Annotated in this window: 18 protein-coding genes; 12 read left to right on the plus strand and 6 right to left on the minus strand. The window is 64.8% G+C overall.

Translation table 11 applies throughout. The annotated features are described in order from the left end of the window. Positions 1 to 57 precede the first annotated feature (57 nt). Complete coding sequence (pdxR, locus tag GL300_RS13990; RefSeq protein WP_155040266.1) at positions 58 to 1536, plus strand: MocR-like pyridoxine biosynthesis transcription factor PdxR; 1479 nt, start codon at positions 58 to 60, stop codon at positions 1534 to 1536. Here the strand turns inward: pdxR and GL300_RS13995 are convergent. Beyond that, entirely contained in the window at positions 1533 to 1928 is a 396-nt protein-coding gene (locus tag GL300_RS13995; protein WP_155040267.1) for a hypothetical protein, read from the minus strand. The two genes, pdxR and GL300_RS13995, sit on opposite strands and share 4 nt — an antisense overlap. Positions 1929 to 2107: 179 nt before the next feature. Here GL300_RS13995 and GL300_RS14000 point away from each other — a divergent pair, with 179 nt between their 5' ends. The 11 genes from GL300_RS14000 (at position 2108) to GL300_RS14050 (ending at position 12642) form a co-directional block, all read left to right on the plus strand. After that, positions 2108 to 3385: a solute carrier family 23 protein gene (locus tag GL300_RS14000; RefSeq protein WP_155040268.1), complete on the plus strand. Its 1278-nt coding sequence runs from the start codon at positions 2108 to 2110 to the stop codon at positions 3383 to 3385. 314 nt (positions 3386 to 3699) lie between these two features. Then, positions 3700 to 4704 carry an ABC transporter substrate-binding protein gene (locus GL300_RS14005; protein WP_155040269.1) on the plus strand — a complete coding sequence of 335 codons (1005 nt, stop codon included), beginning with the start codon at positions 3700 to 3702 and terminating at the stop codon, positions 4702 to 4704. A gap of 30 nt (positions 4705 to 4734) precedes the next feature. Next, entirely contained in the window at positions 4735 to 5505 is a 771-nt protein-coding gene (locus tag GL300_RS14010; protein WP_155040270.1) for an ABC transporter ATP-binding protein, read from the plus strand. Next, complete coding sequence (locus tag GL300_RS14015) at positions 5502 to 6269, plus strand: ABC transporter permease (protein ID WP_155040271.1); 768 nt, start codon at positions 5502 to 5504, stop codon at positions 6267 to 6269. The genes GL300_RS14010 and GL300_RS14015 overlap by 4 nt, the downstream gene beginning before the upstream one ends. Beyond that, entirely contained in the window at positions 6266 to 7021 is a 756-nt protein-coding gene (locus tag GL300_RS14020) for an ABC transporter permease (RefSeq protein ID WP_155040272.1), read from the plus strand. The genes GL300_RS14015 and GL300_RS14020 overlap by 4 nt, the downstream gene beginning before the upstream one ends. Positions 7022 to 7049: 28 nt before the next feature. Further along, complete coding sequence (locus GL300_RS14025; RefSeq protein WP_155040273.1) at positions 7050 to 8144, plus strand: NAD/NADP-dependent octopine/nopaline dehydrogenase family protein; 1095 nt, start codon at positions 7050 to 7052, stop codon at positions 8142 to 8144. Then, positions 8141 to 9130 carry a 3-hydroxybutyryl-CoA dehydrogenase gene (locus GL300_RS14030; protein WP_155040274.1) on the plus strand — a complete coding sequence of 330 codons (990 nt, stop codon included), beginning with the start codon at positions 8141 to 8143 and terminating at the stop codon, positions 9128 to 9130. Before GL300_RS14025 ends, GL300_RS14030 begins: the two co-directional genes overlap by 4 nt. 10 nt (positions 9131 to 9140) lie before the next feature. After that, positions 9141 to 9746 carry a flavin reductase family protein gene (locus GL300_RS14035; RefSeq protein WP_155040275.1) on the plus strand — a complete coding sequence of 202 codons (606 nt, stop codon included), beginning with the start codon at positions 9141 to 9143 and terminating at the stop codon, positions 9744 to 9746. 155 nt (positions 9747 to 9901) lie between these two features. Then, positions 9902 to 10774, plus strand: a complete 873-nt coding sequence (locus GL300_RS14040; RefSeq protein ID WP_155040276.1) for a dioxygenase family protein — start codon at positions 9902 to 9904, stop codon at positions 10772 to 10774. A gap of 62 nt (positions 10775 to 10836) precedes the next feature. Further along, positions 10837 to 12009 carry a muconate/chloromuconate family cycloisomerase gene (locus GL300_RS14045; RefSeq protein WP_155040277.1) on the plus strand — a complete coding sequence of 391 codons (1173 nt, stop codon included), beginning with the start codon at positions 10837 to 10839 and terminating at the stop codon, positions 12007 to 12009. A gap of 3 nt (positions 12010 to 12012) precedes the next feature. Further along, entirely contained in the window at positions 12013 to 12642 is a 630-nt protein-coding gene (locus GL300_RS14050; RefSeq protein ID WP_155040278.1) for a glutathione S-transferase family protein, read from the plus strand. Here GL300_RS14050 and GL300_RS14055 read toward each other — a convergent pair. The 5 genes from GL300_RS14055 to GL300_RS14075 all read right to left on the minus strand — a co-directional run bounded on the left by GL300_RS14055 (position 12611) and on the right by GL300_RS14075 (position 17144). Then, positions 12611 to 13528, minus strand: a complete 918-nt coding sequence (locus GL300_RS14055) for a LysR substrate-binding domain-containing protein (RefSeq protein ID WP_155040279.1) — start codon at positions 13526 to 13528, stop codon at positions 12611 to 12613. The genes GL300_RS14050 and GL300_RS14055 overlap by 32 nt on opposite strands. A gap of 63 nt (positions 13529 to 13591) precedes the next feature. Next, positions 13592 to 14509: a LysR family transcriptional regulator gene (locus tag GL300_RS14060; RefSeq protein ID WP_170297671.1), complete on the minus strand. Its 918-nt coding sequence runs from the start codon at positions 14507 to 14509 to the stop codon at positions 13592 to 13594. 88 nt (positions 14510 to 14597) lie between these two features. After that, positions 14598 to 15404 (minus strand): ABC transporter permease, encoded by an 807-nt coding sequence (locus tag GL300_RS14065; RefSeq protein ID WP_155040281.1) that lies wholly within the window; start codon positions 15402 to 15404, stop codon positions 14598 to 14600. Beyond that, the gene (locus GL300_RS14070) at positions 15401 to 16192 is read right to left on the minus strand and encodes an ABC transporter ATP-binding protein (protein WP_155040282.1); all 792 of its coding nucleotides are present in this window, start codon (positions 16190 to 16192) and stop codon (positions 15401 to 15403) included. Before GL300_RS14070 ends, GL300_RS14065 begins: the two co-directional genes overlap by 4 nt. A 4-nt stretch (positions 16193 to 16196) precedes the next feature. Beyond that, on the minus strand, positions 16197 to 17144 hold the full coding sequence (locus GL300_RS14075; RefSeq protein ID WP_155040283.1) for an ABC transporter substrate-binding protein: 948 nt from the start codon (positions 17142 to 17144) through the stop codon (positions 16197 to 16199). Positions 17145 to 17178: the final 34 nt, after the last annotated feature.

Here is a 17178-nt window from a genome sequence, read left to right on the forward strand (position 1 = left end):
ATGTTGCAGATCGGGGGGCTGCCGGATATGTCCAGTTGAGTCCGAGTTTAGGTCCAGATGTCCAGCCGCATTCCAGCCGAAATCATCCTGCTGCGCGAAGACGAGGCACCGACGCTGCAGGGCCGGTTGGCCGCGGCGATCGTGCGGGCAATCCTTGAAATCCGCGCCCGACCGGGGACACGGCTCCCCTCCAGCCGCAGCCTTGCCACGGCGCTTGGCATTTCACGGATGACGGTAACGCTGGTCTATCAGGATCTGGTTGCGCAGGGGTATCTTGCGACGCTGCCGCGTTCGGGAATTGCGGTGGCGGCGACGGTGCCGCATCGGCGCTTGCGGGTCTCGGGCGTGCGGCAGCCGGGTCAGGGCAAGCCCCCTGACTGGCAGGACTGGCTAAGCGATCACCATCTGCCGCGCCGGGTCATCCGCAAGCCGGCGAACTGGCGCGAATATCGCTATCCCTTCATCTATGGGCAGGCTGATCCCAGTCTGTTCGACCATAACGCGTGGCGGGACTGCGCGCGGCAGGCGCTGGGGACGCGGGATTTCGCGGATCTGGCATCAGATCGCTACGGCGCGGATGATCCGCTGCTGGTCGATTATATCTGTTCGAATACCTTGGCGCGGCGCGGGGTGCATGCGCGGCCCGATGAGGTGCTGGTGACGTTGGGCGCGCAGAACGCGCTGTTTCTGGCGGTGGAACTGCTGGCCCGCGCCGACCGCTTGGCCGTGACCGAAGACCCCGGCTATCCGGACTTTGCCGAGACCCTGCGCCGCGCGCAAAGCCCGACCACCTTTCTGCCCGTCGATCATGGCGGGCTGAATCCCGCGGATCTGCCCGAGGCGACGCGGCTGGTCATCGCCACCCCCAGCCATCACATCCCGACCGGCGGCACCATGCCGCTGGCGCGGCGGCGCGAATTGCTGGACCGGGCCGCCGCGCAGGATTTCCTGATCATCGAGGACGATTACGATTTTGAGATGTCCTACCTTGCCCCGCCATTGCCGGCGCTGAAGTCGCTGGATGATGCGGGGCGGGTGATCTATATCGGCAGCTTCTCGAAGTCGCTGTTTCCGGGGTTGCGCATCGGCTACATGGTCGCCCCGGCCGAGCTGATCCGGCAGGCGCGGGCGCTGCGCTCGATCATGCTGCGCCACCCACCCAGCCATTTGCAGCGCATCACTGCCTATTTTCTGGCGCTGGGGCATTACGACGCGCATATCGTCCGCCTGCGCGAGGCGCTGAAGCGCCGCCGCGGGCTGATCGAGGCGGCGCTGAACGACAGCGCATTGCAGATCGCCGGCGCACCGCAAGCGGGCGGCTCCAGCATCTGGGTCAGCACCGGAGGCGCCGACAGCGGGCTGCTGGCCGAGCGTCTGCGCACCGAGAGCGTGCTGATCGAACCCGGAGACGTGTTCTTTGAACGCCCGCCCGAACCATGCCCATTCTTTCGGCTGGGCTATGGCACCATCGCGGACCAGATGATCGCCGACGGCATTCGCCGCATCGACCGTGCCGCGTCGCGGCTGCGGCGTTAGTTCGAAAAGGCGTCGATCAGTTCCATCACCGCCAGGATGCGCCGGGTGCCGCGATCGACACGGTAGATGCTGTCATTGTCGCGATAGTAATCCCAGCCCCGGCGCTGCTCCAGATCATAGCGGCGCGGGTCGCGGATCACGGTGTAATTGCCGATCCGCAGATGGTCGCCGACGCGGGTCCCATAGCGGATGTCGTATTTCTTGGCCTGTCCGGGCGGGACGCAGGGCGGGTTCTTCTTGGCCAGTCCCGGCGGGCAATTGCTGTAGCGGCTGTAATGGTCGCGGTCGTGGTGCTTGTTCTTTTTCCCGTGACCCGGATCGGCTGCCACCGGCCCGGCGGCGATGACGGCGATGGCCGCAACAAGCGCCGCGTGTGTGAAAATCTGCTTCATGCCCGTTGTCCTCTGATTGCGCTTTCCAGAATAGCGCATGGACGCGCCCGACAGTTGCATGACGCGCCGCGACCGGCGAAAGATTGCCGAGGCGTCACAACCGGAAAACCCGCTGCGGCGCTGGTATTTCGTCCCTCATGCGCGCATGAGCGGGCCATGAAAGTTTATCGAGAGACGTGATGAGCTATTTTCCGCGATGGCGGCCCGCGACGGGCGCCACTGTCCTGCCGGACGAGAAACTGCCACTGGCCGCAGCCCTGCCGATGAGCCTGCAGCATTTGCTGGCGATGTCGGGCTCGACCATCCTTGCGCCCCTGATCATGGGCTTCGATCCGAATGTCGCGATCTTCTTTTCGGGGATCGGGACGCTGTTGTTCTTTGTCGTGACCGGAGGGCGGGTTCCCAGCTATCTGGGCTCGTCCTTTGCCTTCATCGCGGTGATCATGGCCGCGACCGGATTCGCCGGAGGCGGTCCGAACCCGAACATCGCCGTGGCCCTTGGCGGGATCATTGCCGCGGGGGTGATCTATGCGCTGATCGGGCTGGTGGTCATGGCCATCGGGTCGGGCTGGGTCGAAAGGCTGATGCCCCCAGCGGTGACCGGTGCGATCGGGATGGCGATCGGCCTGAACCTTGCCCCGGTCGCGGTCAAGCAACTTGCCGGGACCTTCACCCATCTGGGCATCGCGCTGGCGACGGTCGGCTGCATGGCAGCGGTGTCGGTCTATGGCGGGCGCGCGACGCGACGCATCGCGGTGCTGATCGCGCTGCTGTTCGGCTATGCGCTGGTGCTGGTCCTGGGCAACGGGATGGGCCTTGTGCCGGGGATCGATTTCAGCGCGGTCGCTGCCGCGAAATGGTTTGGCGTGCCGAACTTTACCGCGCCGCGCTTTGAATGGGGCGCGATCGGGCTGATCGCCCCGGTGGCCATCGTGCTGGTGGCCGAGAATCTGGGCCATATCAAGGCGCTGGGTTCGATCACCGGGCAGAACATGGACCGCTATATCGGCCGCGGCTTCCTTGGCGACGGCTTGGCGACGATTCTGGCGGGTGCGGGCGGCGGTACTGGCGTCACCACCTATGCCGAGAATATCGGCGTCATGGCGATGACCAAGGTCTATTCGACGCTGATCTTCCCGATGGCCGCGGTCATTGCGATCCTGCTGGGGCTGTCGCCGAAATTCGGCTCGATCCTGCAGACGATTCCCGCGCCGGTTCTGGCCGGGCTAGCGGTCTCGGTCTTTGGCCTGATCGCCTCGGCCATGGCGCGGATCTGGGTCGACAACAAGGTCGACTTCTCGGACCCACGCAACCTGTTCACCGTGGGCGTCGCGCTGATCTTTGGCGCCGGCGATTTCACCGTGAACCTTGGCGGATTCGCGCTGGGTGGAATCGGCACGTCGACGCTGGCGGCGCTGGTGCTGTATCAGCTGCTGGGCCTGACGCGCCGCAGCTGATCGATGATCCTTGCTGCCGGGCAGTCCTCTGCCCGGCATGCGATTTGCGTCCCAAGGCCCTGATCCCGGGCCGGATTTTTCCCTACATCGCAATCTGACCACCCTTCATGGCGGCCCGCCCAAATTATGGGCGCAGCAGACATGCCGAAATTTGCATGATTTGTTAGGTGATTTTTCACGTGACAATGGCGACATTTTGTCGCTAGCCTCGAATCTGAAAGGGGACATCCGGCACCACGCCACTGACCCGCGCGGGACGGATTTCTGCTGCCTTTCCAAGAATAGCGATGCACGACATAGCCAACGGGAACATCATGACCATTCGCAGCACCCGACTTCACAAAGGCGCAATTCTGGCGGCAGCTCTGGCCTCTCTGGTCCATGCCATGCCCGCTCAGGCCGAGGACATTCCGACCATCCGCGTCGGCTGGACCATGCCGGGCGAAGATTCGAAATACTGGATGATGAAGCGTCCCGAGAAATTCGAGGCGCTTGGCAAGACCTACAATGTCGAATGGGTGCAGTTCCAAGGGACCGCTCCGATGGTGCAGGCGATGATCGCCGGTGCGCTGGATTGTTCGACCCAAGGTGCGCTGTCACTGGCCAATGGCCATCTGCAGGGCGGGCTGAACTCCTATGTCGTCGCCTCGCATCTGGGCACGGCACCGGACAGCTTTTCGCCCTATTGGGCGGTGGCCGAGGATAGCGAGGTCAAGACCGGGGCCGATCTGAAGGGCAAGACCGTCGGCATCAACGTGCTGGGCTCGGGCCTTTACGGGCAGCTTTATTTGTATCTGAAGGCGGCGGGGCTGGACCCGCAAAAAGACATCAAGCTGGTCGAGACCGGCTTCCCCGGTTCCGAGGACGCGCTGCGCGCCGCCCGTGTCGATGCGGCGGTGATGAACCAGCCCTTCGCCGCCAAGGCCGAGGCCAAAGGCGGCATCCGCAAGCTGTTCACCATCAATGACGTGACCCCGAACAGCCTGCAGATCTTTGAGGTCTGCCGGAAGGACTTCGTCGATGAAAATCCCGAACTGGCAGCGAATTACGTGCGTGACCTGACACGCGGCATGGACATGGCGCTGGCTGACCGGGCCGAGTCGATCAAGGTCGCTTCAGAAGTCACGAAGGCCCCCGCCGAGGTGCTGGACGGCTTCTACATGAAGGACGGACAGGACTTTGAGCGCGCTCCGGGTGCGGCGGTCGATTTCAAGGTGCTGCAGGCCATGCTGGACCTTTATCACGACGCCGGGATGATCCCCGCCAAGCTGGATGCCGAAAGCTTCCATCACGCGCAGATCGCGGCCCCGCTGAACTGACCTGACATCCCTTCCGACAGGAATACGACCATGATCGCGATCGAGCATCTCTCGAAACGCTTCAAGACGGCTGCGGGCAAGGACCATCTTGCGCTGTCCGACATCAATCTGGAGCTGCAAAGCGGCGAATTCGTGTCGATCATCGGGCCTTCGGGCTGCGGGAAATCGACGCTGCTTTACATGATCGGCGGCTTTGTCCCGGCATCCGACGGCAAGATCCTGATCGACGGCAGGCCGGTGACCGGACCGGGGCCGGATCGCGGCCCGGTTTTTCAGGAATTCGCGCTGTTCGCGTGGAAGACCGTCCTGCAGAACATTGCCTATGGCTTGCGTCTGCAGGGCAAATCCAAGCCCGAGGCCGAGGAGCGCGCCCGCGTCCTTCTGCGCATGGTCGGGCTTGAGCGTTTCGCGAATTTCTACCCCAAGGAACTGTCGGGAGGGATGAAGCAGCGCGTCGCCATCGCGCGGACGCTGGCCTACAACCCGGAAATCCTGCTGATGGACGAGCCTTTCGGCGCGCTTGACGCCCATACCCGCACCCATCTGCAACGCGACCTGCTGCGGATCTGGGAGGAGCACCGCAAGACCGTTCTGTTCGTCACCCATAGCGTCGAAGAGGCGGTCTATCTGTCGGACCGGGTCATCGTCATGGCGGCGGGTCCGGGCCGCATCGCCCGCATCATCCCGATCGAACTGGAGCGCCCGCGCCAGCGCAGCGAGCTGATGTTCGACCGCCGCTATCAGGAATACATCACCGAGATCGAGGGCATGATCGACGCCTTTGAGGCGGCTGCCGCATGAGCCGTCATCTTCCCTCGATCTGCGCAGGTCTGGTCCTGCTGCTGATGTGGCAACTGGCGCATCTGTCCTTTGGCCTGTCGGGCCTGCCGGGGCCGATGGCGGCCTTTGCAGCGCTGCCAGAGCTGATCTCGGACGCGGATGCGCTTTATGATATCGGACAATCGCTGCAACGGATGGCGGCAGGTTATCTGCTGGCCGCCGCCTTCGGGATCAGCTTTGGCCTGCTGATGGGCACCAGCCCCTTGGCCGAACGCCTGCTGAACCCGCTGATCATGATGATCTATCCGATCCCCAAGGCGGCGCTGATGCCGATCCTGATGATTTGGCTGGGCATTGGCGACATGTCGAAGATCCTTGTCATCTTTCTCGGCTCCAGCCTGCCGATCATCTATCATTCCTGGCAGGGCGGGCGCTCGGTCAGCCAGATCGTTGTCTGGAGCGCGGCCGCCATGGGCATGAACCGGGCGCAGCGGCTGTTCAGGATCGTGCTGCCCGCGGCGCTGCCGGAAATCTTCATCGGGCTGCGCACCGGGCTGATCCTTGCGCTGATCACCATGGTCGTCAGCGAGATCGTCGCCCGCAGCAATGGCATCGGCAACCTGCTGTTCAACTCGATGGACATGGCGCTTTACGACCGCATGTTCGCCGCAATCATCATCATCGCTGCCATGGGCTATGCGCTGGACCTGATCTTTGAAGCGATCAGGCGTCGTTTCCTGCGCTGGTCCGATCAGCAGGACCAGATACAGGTGGCCGTCGGATGAGCCGGGATTCGAAACTTCTGGGCCTACTGCCCATTGCCGGGCTGATCCTGCTATGGGGTTGGCTGGCAGCCTCGGGCATGGCACCCAAGGCGCTGCTGCCGTCCCCCGTCGCTGTCGCGCAGCGGCTGGTCGAACTGCTGGGGCAGGGGGATTTCTGGGCGCATATCGCGACGACGCTGTTTCGGCTGGTCACGGGCTTCCTGATCGCGCTGGTCGCGGGGACGGCGCTGGCGATCCTGTCGGCCTCGAGTGAAGTGACGCAGACGGCGGTCAATGCCTTTGTCCGCATCCTTGCGCCCTTGCCCAAGATCGCGCTGTATCCGGCGATGATCCTGATCCTTGGCTTCGGCCACAGCTCCAAGATCGCGCTGGTCGCCATCGAGGCTGCCTTTCCGATCTATCTGGCGACATATCAGGGTATGCGCAACGTGGATCAGAAGCTGATCTGGGCGGCACGTTCGGCCGGGGCATCGCGGTTGCATTGCCTGCTGTTCGTGATGCTGCCAGCTGCCGCGCCCTCAATCCTGACCGGGGCGCGGGTGGCGCTGGTGATTTCCTGCATCGTGGTCTTTCTGTCCGAGATGATGTCCTCGACCGAGGGTCTGGGCTACGTGCTGATCGATGCCGCGCGGAATTTCCGCACCATCGACATGTTCGTCCCGATCATCCTGATCTCGGCCCTTGGCCTTGGCCTTGGCGCGGGTCTGTCCGCGCTGCGCAAGCGGCTGCTGACCGGCTATCCTCAAGCTTGAAAACATAAATAAAACCGGGAGATAAATCATGCGTATCGCTGTTCTTGGTGGCGGGAACGGGTCGATGGCGGCTGCCGCCGACTTCGCCCTGGGTGGTCATGAGGTCGCTTTGTGGCGGCGCGGTGAGGCCGAGGTGGCCCAGCATCGCGACTTGGGCAATCGGCTGGTCATCCGCGACGGCAAGGGCCGTCACGAGGCCCAACTTGCCCTTGTCACCACCGATCTGGCCGAGGCGATGGAGGGGGCGGCGCTGATCTTCTGCCCCGTCCCCGCCCCCGCCCATGCCGACATCGCCGCCCGCGTTGCGCCGCATCTGCGCCCTGGTCAAGTGGTGCATCTGCCGCCGGGCACCATGGGCTCGCTGGTCTTTGCCCGTGCCGCTCAGGCGGCGGGGACGGTCAAGGGCGTGGCCTTTGCCGAATCCGGCACGCTGCCTTGGCTGGTGCGCAAGCACGGCTTCAACGAGATGGTCATCTCGGGCCGGACCACCCGCCTGCCGACAGGGGTTTTCCCGCTGACGCTGCAGGATCACGCGCTTGAGGTCATCGGCCTTGCCTTTCCCGGCGCGGTCGAGGCCTGCGGCGATGCGCTATCGGGGGCGCTGATGAATGCGGGTCCGATCATCCACCCGCCGCTGATCACCATGAATGCCGGCCCGCTGGAGCATTTCCCGGCCTGGGACATTCATAACGAAGGCACTCAGCCCTCGATCCGCCGCGTCACCGATGCGCTGGACGCCGAACGTATGAAGGTGCGCGAGGCGCTGGGATACGGCGCGCCGCATTTCCCGCTGGCCGACCATTACAGCGAGGATGGCGAGGAATGGATGTATGGCCGCAAGGCCCATTCCGACCTGACCGATTCCGGCGACTGGCGCGAAAAAATCGTCCTGACCCAGCACCGCTACATGCTGGAAGATGTGCGCTTTGGCCTGTCGCTGCTGGTTTCCGCCGCGCATCTGGCGGGGGTCTCGGTTCCGGTGGCCGAGGGGCTTCTGGCTGTCGGTTCAAGCATTTGCGACGAAGACTTCATGCGAACTGGCCGTCCCCTGGCCGCCGTCGGGCTTGACGGAATGTCGCCCGAGGAACTTCGGGAAACCATGCAATCGGGCTTTGCCGCATGAGCGGGGCGAAACAGACCATCGCGGCGCTTGGCGCGGGCAGGATGGGGCGCGGCATCGCCATCGTCTTTGCCTATGCCGGGCATCCGGTCGCGCTGATCGACTTCAAGGAACGCTCGCCCGAGCAGTTCCTTGAGGTCGCCGGCGATGCCATGGCCGAGATCCGGCAGACGCTGACCATGCTGCATGATCTGGGCATGTTCGCGGATGCAGGCGCGGTCGAGCGCATCGCCGATCGCATCCGGGTCCTGCCGAAATCCGGGGCCGCCGCCGCGCTGGCTGGGGCGGATGTGGTCTTTGAGGGCTTCCCCGAGATCCTTGACCTCAAGCTGGACGCGCTGCGTGAGGCCTCCGCCCTGTGCCGGGACGATGCGATCATCGCGTCGACCACCTCGACCATCCTTGTCGACGACCTGTCGCCGGGGGTGCGCAACCCCTCGCGTTTCCTGAACGCGCATTGGCTGAACCCGGCCTTCATCGTGCCGCTGGTCGAGATCTCGCCCGGCCGCGACACGGCGGATGAGACGACGCGGCGGATGACCGAGCTGCTGGAAACGGTGGGCAAGGTTCCGGTCACCTGCGCGGCAACCCCCGGGTTTATTGTGCCGCGCATGCAGACCGTCGCCATGAACGAGGCCGCGCGTCTGGTCGAAGAGGGCGTGGCCTCGGTCGAGGATATCGAGAAGGCGGCGAAATACGGCTTTGGCTTCCGCTTCTCGGTGCTGGGGCTGCTGGAGTTCATCGATTGGGGCGGGGGCGACATCCTGCACCATGCCAGCCGCTATCTGGCCGACGCCACGCAGGACAGCCGCTATGCCGCGCCCGAGGTCATCAGCCGCAACATGGCCGAAGGCCGGATCGGGCTGAAGACCGGAGCGGGCTTCCTTGATTACAGCCGCATGGACGTTCCCGCCTATCGCAAGGCGCGGCTGGGCGCCTTTGTCGAGCGGCTGCGCGATCTGGGGCTGGCCACGCCCCCCGCCGCGTAAGGAACCACCCATGAGCCACCGTTTCTTCGACTTTGCGGGGCTGGACCCGCTCGACCGCTACAAGATCCTCAGCGGCGCGATCCTGCCACGCCCGATCGCGCTGGTGACGACGCTGAACGCCGAAGGCCGGCCCAATGCCGCGCCCTTCAGCTTTTTCGGCGTGCTGGACCATGATCCGGCCGTGGTGGCGCTGGGGATCTCGCGCCACCCGGACGGGCGGCTGAAGGATACGGTGGCGAATATCCGCGAAACCGGCGAATTCATCGTCCATATCCCCGATAGGGCGCTGGCCGAGGCGGTCGAGATCACGGCCAGCCCCGTCGGTCCCGAGATCGACGAATTGTCGCTGGCGGGGTTGGAACATCAACCCGGCCAGACCGTCGCCAGCCCGCGTATCCTGTCGGCACCAGTGGCGCTGGAATGCCATCTGCACAGCACCGTTCCGATTTCCACCACCCGCGAAATCCTGATCGGGCGGATCAGCGCGGCCTTTATCCGCGCTGAAGCGGTGGGCGACCGGCTGCATATCGACCCGAGGCAAATCGACGCCATCGGGCGGCTGGGCGGCAAGAATTACTGCAGCACCCGCGACCTGTTCGCGGTGGCTTCGACCTGATCCCGACCGTCCGGCGGCACGGTCGGGTATCGCACGATACCTGCCGCCCGTCTGGCAGATACCCCCTGCCGGATGCAAGATCACGGACATCAGCGACCGATCCGCCGCATCTGTTGAACAGCGCCCGGACCAGCCGCTTCAAGGAGGAGAGAAACATGAGCAACGTCACCATCGACAACGTCACCGATGTCGTCATCGCATCGCTGGGCAAGCATGCCCCGATCGACGCCCGCCAGCGCGAAATCATGGAGGCGCTGATCCGCCACCTGCATGGCTTCTGCAAGGATGTCAGCCTGACCCATTCGGAATTTCTGGCCGCCTGCGACTATCTGGGCCGCGCCGGCGCGATGTGTTCGCACAAGCGTCAGGAATTCATCCTGCTGGGCGATATTCTGGGCGTCGAAGTCCTTGTCGACATGCTGTCGAACCCGATCGCCGGGAATGAAACCACCTCGACCGTGCTGGGCCCGTTCTTCCGCGAAAACGCTCCGGTCATGCCCAAGGGCGCTTCGACTGTGCAGAAGCATTTCGAGGGCGAGGAATCGGTCCATGTCGAGGGCTATGTCCGCGACACCGACGGCACGCCGATCGCTGGCGCGATCATCGATGTCTGGGAGGACGCGCCGAACGGGCTGTACGAAAACCACGATCCCGACCAGCCCGATTACAACCTGCGCGGCCGCTTTGAATCGGACGAAAACGGCCATTACGCCTTCAAGGCCATCCGCCCGGTGCCCTATCCGATCCCCGGCGATGAGACCGCAGGCGAGTTGATCCGCTACATGGGCCATCACTGCATGCGCCCCGGCCATATCCACATGATGGTGGCGCGAGAGGGCTTCCGCCCGCTGATCTCGCAGATCTACGACTCGAGCAGCGCGCATCTGGACGACGACTCGGTCTTCGCGGTCAAGGAAGAGCTGATCGGTGAATTCCAGAAGGCCCCGGCAGGTGCGGATACCGATCTGGTCCTGCGCTTCGACTTCATCCTGCCCCGCACCGAGGCGCAGGCCATGGCCGCCGAATAAGGCCCAATGCCGCGTCCCATAAGGGGCGCGGCACTCTCACACGATCTGCAAGGACTGCTGCCATGAACAAGCCGGGCATCGCCGGACTCGCCTCCTCGGAACTGGCCGACCATCGGCAGGGCCGCCGGATCGTCGCGGTTGAAACCACCATCGTCGATGTGCCGACGACCCGCCGGCACCGGCTGTCGAATACCGAGGTGACACACCAATCCTATGTCATCGCCCGTGCCTCGCTGTCGGATGGCACGGTGGGATATGGCGAAGCCGCGACGCTGGGCGGTCCCCGCTGGGCCGAGGAAAGCGTCGAGGCGATCAAGGCCAATATCGACACCTATCTGGCCCCAGCCGTTCTGGGAGCGAACGCCTTGGATTTCGAGGCGAACTCGGCTGCGATGAAACGCGCCGCCAGTCGCAATAATGCCGCCCGCGCCGCCGTCGATGCGGCGCTTTATGATGCTGCCGGGAAATCCCTTGGCCTGCCCGCCAGCCAGTTTCTGGGCGGCGCGGTCCGCGACCGGATCGAGGTCTTGTGGGCCTTGGCCTCGGGCGATGCCGATCAGGAGATCGAGGAGGCGCGCGGCAAGCTGGCCGCCCGTGAACATCGCCGCTTCAAGATCAAGCTGGGCTTTCACGCCCCCGCCGATGACATGGCCCGCCTGGCCCGCATCGTCGAGGCCCTGCCGGGCTGCGAGATCGTCTGTGACGTGAACCAGGCCTGGTCCGAGGCCACCGCCATCCGCTACCTGCCGCGCATGGCTGAACTGGGCATCGTGCTGATCGAGCAGCCGCTTCGTCCCGGTCTGGTCGAGGCCACCGCCCGCATCGCGCGGCGCAGTGCCATTCCGATCATGACCGACGAGGCGGCGTTTACCGGTGCCGAGATCGTCGCGCAGGCCACCGCCGCTGCCGGCAGCGTCTATTCGCTGAAGCTGGTGAAAAGCGGCGGGCTGATGGATCTGAAACGCGCGGGCGGCATCGCGCAGGCCTGCGGGATGGAGCTTTACGGCGGCTGCCTGCTGGAAACCGGGCTTGGCGCTGCCGCGCATCTGGCGGTCTTCTCGACCCTGCCCAGCCTCGAATGGGGCTGTGAGCATTTCGGCCCGCGCATCGTCAAAACCGACCTGATCCGTCCAAGCCTGACCTTCCGCGATTTCCACATCCATTGCCCGACCGGGCCGGGCTTAGGCGTTCAGGTTGACGAAGACGCGCTGGCCGCCATGACGCGAAAGGCCTGATCCATGCCGCTTTTGCACTGGTCGCCGCGCTCGCCCTACGTCCGCAAAGTCATGGTGGCGCTGCATGAAAAGGGGCTGGCCGGATCGGTCCGCACGGTCCGCACCCATGCCGATCCGATGATCCCGCATGAGGGGCTGATGGCGGTTAACCCGCTGTCCAAGATCCCGACGCTGGAACTGGATGACGGCTCGGTCCTGTTCGACAGCCATGTGATCTGCCGCTGGGCCGACCGCACCAGCGTCTCGGGGCCGCATCTGTTTCCCGAAAACCCGATGGCCGAGCGCGACGAGGCGCTTGGCACCGGTTTGCTGGACATTGCCCTGCCATGGCTGGTCGAAACCCGCCTGCGCCCCGAGGCGCAGCGTTCGGCCGAACTGGCCGCCGTCTATCGCACCAAGATGAACCGGGTGACCGACTGGCTTGAGGGCCATGTCCCCGCGCTTGAGGCCCGGCCCTTCGATATCGGGCATCTCAGCATCGGGGTGGCGCTCAGCTATCTGGACTTCCGTTTTGATGCGGAAAACTGGCGAGCGGGTCGGCCCAAGCTGGCCGAATGGCATGCGGGCTTTGCCGCGCGCCCCTCGGTCGATGCGACCACCTTCAGGGACGATCCGAGGCCGCAGGCGGCGTAAGCGTGCTGCGCGCGAATTTGCGGGTGATCTCAAGGAAATTCACCACCTGCGGCGCGCGGTTGTCCAACCGCGCGTGGATGGTCAGGGCCGTGCCGGGGTTATCCCCCTCGTAGGGGCGATAGACCACGCCGGGTCGCTGCGTCCGCGCCACCGATTCCGGCACCACCGACAGGCCCACGCCGACCGAGACGAGGCTGATTGCGCTTTGGAAATCCTGCGTCAGTTCCAGTTTCGCGGGGGTAAAGCCCTCTCGCTGGCAGATACCCAGCACCACATCGGCATAGCTGGGGCGGGGGCGGCGTGGATACAGCACGAAGGTCTGGTCAGCCAGATCGGCAAAGGTAATCCGCGACTGCCCCGCCAGCGGTGAGTTGTCCGGCAGCGCAAGGATCAGTTTTTCGCGGCACAGAAGCTCACTGCGGAATTCGTCATCCTGAAGCGCGGGGCGGGCCACGGCCACGTCGATCTCTCGGCTGACAAGGGCGCGGTGCAATTCGGCATTGTTCATTGCCGACAGCGCCAGCTCGACCTCGGGGTAATGCGAGCGGAAGGATTTGATCAGCGTCGGTAGCAGCCCGTGCGAGGCCGAGCCGACAAAGGCGATGCGCAGCCGTCCCGCACCGCCCAGCCCGATGGCGCGGGTGTCGCGACAGGCGGTGTCCAGCCGTTCAAGGATGTGGCGGGCATGATCGCGAAACACCTCTCCGGCCTGGGTCAGGCGGATCTGGCTGCGGCTGCGGTCAAACAGCAGCACGCCTAGTTCGGTTTCCAACGCGGCGATCTGGCGCGACAGCGGCGGCTGGGCCATGTCCAGACGCGCCGCCGCGCGACCGAAATGCAGCTCTTCGGCGACGGCAAGGAAATAGGTCAGGCGCTTGAGTTCCAAGGACGGTTCCGCATGTGATTTCCGCCGATTATAGCAAGGGGCGGGACAGGTTAAAGGGCGGGATCAGACCTCGGGGGCGACGCAGTTCTGGGCGATCACATCGGCCAGCCAGCGGATCGCGCGATCCTCAAGAAAGCTTTGATGCAGGCTCAGGCTGATCGGGATGCTGGGCAGATCGAAAGGCAGCGACAGGATGCGGAAACGCCCGTCCAGATTGACCCGCCGCGCCGCGCTGAGCGGATAAAGCGTCGCCAGATCGGTATGGCGCACGATTTCCGGGGCGACGGTGAAATGCACCAGCCGCGACATCACCGTGCGGCGCGCGCCGATCAATTGCAGCCGCTGGTCGATCAGCCGGTATCCCGGCGCCTGCGTCGAGGCATCGACATAGGTCAGGCCCGAGAAGTCCCGCGCGCTCAGGCTTTCCCCGGCAAAAGGGTGATCACGGCGGACCAGACAGATGAAGCGGTCGTCGAACAATGGCCGGGCGTGGCATTCCGCACTGAGTTCGGGGGTAAATCCCAACGCCAGATCGACCTGGCCCGCGCGCATCGCGGCCTCGGTCGTATCGCCCGACAAGGGCACGGATTCGACGCGGGCGCGGGGGGCGCGGGTTTCCAGATGGGCCAGAAGCGCGGGCAGGAAATAGAACTCGGATACGTCCGACATCGCGATGCGGAAGACGCGGGCGGTCGTGGCCGGGTCGAACTGGCGCTGCTGCTGCATCGACTGGCCGATGGTCTGCATCGCCTGATCGAAGGCCTTGTACAGTTCGGCCGCAGTGGCGGTGGGGGCCATGACATGGCCGACACGGGTGAACAGCGGGTCCTGAAAATGCTCGCGCAGCCGACGCAGCCCATGGCTGACGGCGGGCTGGGTCAGGCCCAGCCTTTCGCTGGCGGCGGTGACGCTTTGCAGCTCCCAGATCGCCAGAAAGACCTTCATCAGGTTCAGGTCGAATTTGTGCAGTTCCGTGTTCATGGACCGCATTTGAGCGCACTCTTAGCCTTGGCCGCAATGGGCATTGGTCGGGCGCGGACCAAGGCGGGCCCCGGTCCGCGCGCCATGGTTACAGGAAGCGCCGCAGCGTCCGGTTCGTCACCATGCGGAAGATGCGGTCAAAGACGAAGCCAAGGCAGCCAAGCGCGATGATGCCGACAAAGACCCAATCCGTGCGGGCAAAGTTCCGCGCCGTCCAGATCAGTGACCCAAGCCCCTGCTGGGCCGAGACGATCTCGGCCGAAACCACCGTCAGGAACGAGTTCCCCATCGCGATCCGCGCGCCCGTCACCATGTAGGGCACGGTCGAGGGCAGGATGATCGTGGTCATTTCCTGCATGCGCGTCGCGCCAAGGCTGCGTGCCGCCTGCAGGCGCAGCGGGTTGACGGATTCGACCCCGGCGATGGTGTTCAGCGTCACGATGAAGATCGTGGTGTAGAAGATCAGCGCGATCTTGGTGATCTCTCCCGGCCCCAACCAGATCACCGCCAGTGTGACGAAGGCGATGGGCGGGATGAAGCGGAAGAACTCGATATAGGGATCGGCCAGCAGGCGCACGATGGCAAAGCGGCCCATGAACAGGCCCAGCGGCACGCCAAGGATGACGCCCGCCGCCCATCCGGCAAAGATCCTCCATGCCGAAGCGCCAATGGACCCGGCCAGCGACCCATCCAGCGCCATTTCCACCGCCGCCCCCCAGACCATCGCGGGCGAGGGCAGGAACAGCGGCGAGGTGAAGGTCGAGGCGATATGCCAGATCAGCACCCCGCCAAGGATGGCGATGACGGGAATGGCGTATTTCGCCAGCTTGCGCAGCGATTGCGACGGGCTGGGCGTGGCTGCGATCTTGCCGCCTTCGTTGGACATGTCGGTCATTCCGCGGCCTCCGTGGACAGGCCTTGCTGGGCCAGAGCGCGCCGGACCTCGGCGCCGATATCGTCGCGAAGACGGCGAAACAGGGTCAGAGCCTGCGCATCGCCCTGATCGCGGGGATGGGGCAGGGTGATTTCCTCGACCGTCTTGATCCCGGCTGCCGGACCGGCGGTCATCACCACCACGCGGTCGGCCAGCAGAACGGCCTCCCAGATGTCATGGGTGACAAAGACGATGGTGCAGCCGGTGGCGCGCCAGATCCGCGCCAGTTCCGCCTGCAGCACCTCGCGCGTCTGGGCGTCGAGCGCGCCGAAGGGTTCGTCCATCAGCACGACCGAGGGTTCGTTGATCAGCACCCGCGCGATCTGCGCCCGCTGCCGCATGCCGCCCGAAAGCTGCGCCGGAAAACGGTCAAGCGCGTGGGACAGGCCGACCATCGCCAGATAGCGGTCGGCTTTCTCGCGCCGCTCCTTGGCAGGAGTACCGCGCAGCTTCAGCCCATATTCGACGTTCTGGCGGATGGTCAGCCAGGGAAACAGCACCTCGGATGACTGAAAGACCACGCCGCGGTCAAGGCCGGGACCGGTGACGGGCACGCCATCCACGGTGATCCGCCCGGATACCGGGGTGAAGCCCGCAATGGCATTGAGTAGCGTGGACTTGCCGCAGCCCGAGGGGCCCAGCAGGCAGATGAACTCGCCCGGCTGGATGGTCAGGTTCACGTTCGAGACGATCTGCGCCGTACCGAAGGCAATGCCGACATGTTCAAGATTGATGGATGCGCCGGTCATCGCCTTACCCCTTGAAGAAGCCGACCTGCATGTCGTCGCGATAGGCCACGACACCATCGGTCACCTTCTTGTCGGCAAGGAAGGCCGCGATCTGGTCATAGCTGGTCATATCGTCCGGGGTGAAGTCGCGCACGATGGCGGTGAAATCGCCCAGGGCCTTCAGGCTGGTGGCGGTCGGGATGCCGGTGACGGCCTTGACGGCCTCGGCGGCGCGTTCGGGGTCGCTGCGCACCACCTCGGCCCCCTTGGCCAGCGCCCGCAGCACGGCTTCGCAATCCGCGCGGCGGCTGTCCAGCGCAGCGGCGGATGCGGTCAGCCATTGCGTGTCGACATAGCCCACTTCGGCGCTGGTCATCAGGGTCTTGCCGCCTTGCAGGACACCCATGGCGGGCCAGGGTTCCCATGCAAAGAAGGCGTCGATATCGCCGCGGGCCAGCAGCGCGGGCAGTTCCGGCGGGCCCGAGGGGACGAATTCGATCGCCGCCTCGTCCAGCCCCAGCTTGGTCATCGCCAGCCGCGTCGAATATTCGCTGATCGAGCCCAGCACGACGCCGAACTTCTTGATCTGCTTGGGGTCTTCGATGCCGTCGCGGACGGCCAGCTTGATGTATTTCCCCGACTGATAGACCACGGCCAGCGGGCGCAGCTCGGCCCGGGTCAGGCGGATCATCGAGGTCGGCTCCGAGGCGCAGGACACATCGACCTGCCCGGCGACCAGCGCGTTCATCGCCTCGCCACCATCGGTATAGGTTTGCAGGTTCACGGCGACATTCTCCGCCTCGAACAGCTTTTCATGTGCGGCGACGAAGAAGGCCGCGAAAACCGGGTCCGAGCCCACGCCGATGCGGATCGGGGCGGATTGTGCGAAAGCGGCGCGTCCGGCGAAAGCCAGACTGGCCAGACCTGCCGTCGCGGCCAGCATCTGGCGGCGGTTGATGGTGGGAATGTTCATGCGCGTCTCCTTGTTGGTCATTGTTGGTTTTCTG

Source organism: Paracoccus litorisediminis (genome assembly GCF_009711205.1).
GTDB lineage: Bacteria > Pseudomonadota > Alphaproteobacteria > Rhodobacterales > Rhodobacteraceae > Paracoccus > Paracoccus litorisediminis.

Coding starts and splice junctions, on each gene's coding strand:
- GL300_RS14045 (WP_155040277.1), top strand. CDS start 10,837: ATGAACAAGCCGGGCATCGCCGGACTCGCCTCCTCGGAACTGGCCGAC.
- GL300_RS14035 (WP_155040275.1), top strand. CDS start 9,141: ATGAGCCACCGTTTCTTCGACTTTGCGGGGCTGGACCCGCTCGACCGC.
- GL300_RS14025 (WP_155040273.1), top strand. CDS start 7,050: ATGCGTATCGCTGTTCTTGGTGGCGGGAACGGGTCGATGGCGGCTGCC.
- GL300_RS14030 (WP_155040274.1), top strand. CDS start 8,141: ATGAGCGGGGCGAAACAGACCATCGCGGCGCTTGGCGCGGGCAGGATG.
- pdxR (WP_155040266.1), top strand. CDS start 58: ATGTCCAGCCGCATTCCAGCCGAAATCATCCTGCTGCGCGAAGACGAG.
- GL300_RS14020 (WP_155040272.1), top strand. CDS start 6,266: ATGAGCCGGGATTCGAAACTTCTGGGCCTACTGCCCATTGCCGGGCTG.
- GL300_RS14040 (WP_155040276.1), top strand. CDS start 9,902: ATGAGCAACGTCACCATCGACAACGTCACCGATGTCGTCATCGCATCG.
- GL300_RS14010 (WP_155040270.1), top strand. CDS start 4,735: ATGATCGCGATCGAGCATCTCTCGAAACGCTTCAAGACGGCTGCGGGC.
- GL300_RS14015 (WP_155040271.1), top strand. CDS start 5,502: ATGAGCCGTCATCTTCCCTCGATCTGCGCAGGTCTGGTCCTGCTGCTG.
- GL300_RS14050 (WP_155040278.1), top strand. CDS start 12,013: ATGCCGCTTTTGCACTGGTCGCCGCGCTCGCCCTACGTCCGCAAAGTC.
- GL300_RS14070 (WP_155040282.1), bottom strand. CDS start 16,192: ATGACCGGCGCATCCATCAATCTTGAACATGTCGGCATTGCCTTCGGT.
- GL300_RS14075 (WP_155040283.1), bottom strand. CDS start 17,144: ATGAACATTCCCACCATCAACCGCCGCCAGATGCTGGCCGCGACGGCA.
- GL300_RS14000 (WP_155040268.1), top strand. CDS start 2,108: ATGAGCTATTTTCCGCGATGGCGGCCCGCGACGGGCGCCACTGTCCTG.
- GL300_RS14065 (WP_155040281.1), bottom strand. CDS start 15,404: ATGACCGACATGTCCAACGAAGGCGGCAAGATCGCAGCCACGCCCAGC.
- GL300_RS13995 (WP_155040267.1), bottom strand. CDS start 1,928: ATGAAGCAGATTTTCACACACGCGGCGCTTGTTGCGGCCATCGCCGTC.
- GL300_RS14060 (WP_170297671.1), bottom strand. CDS start 14,509: ATGAACACGGAACTGCACAAATTCGACCTGAACCTGATGAAGGTCTTT.
- GL300_RS14005 (WP_155040269.1), top strand. CDS start 3,700: ATGACCATTCGCAGCACCCGACTTCACAAAGGCGCAATTCTGGCGGCA.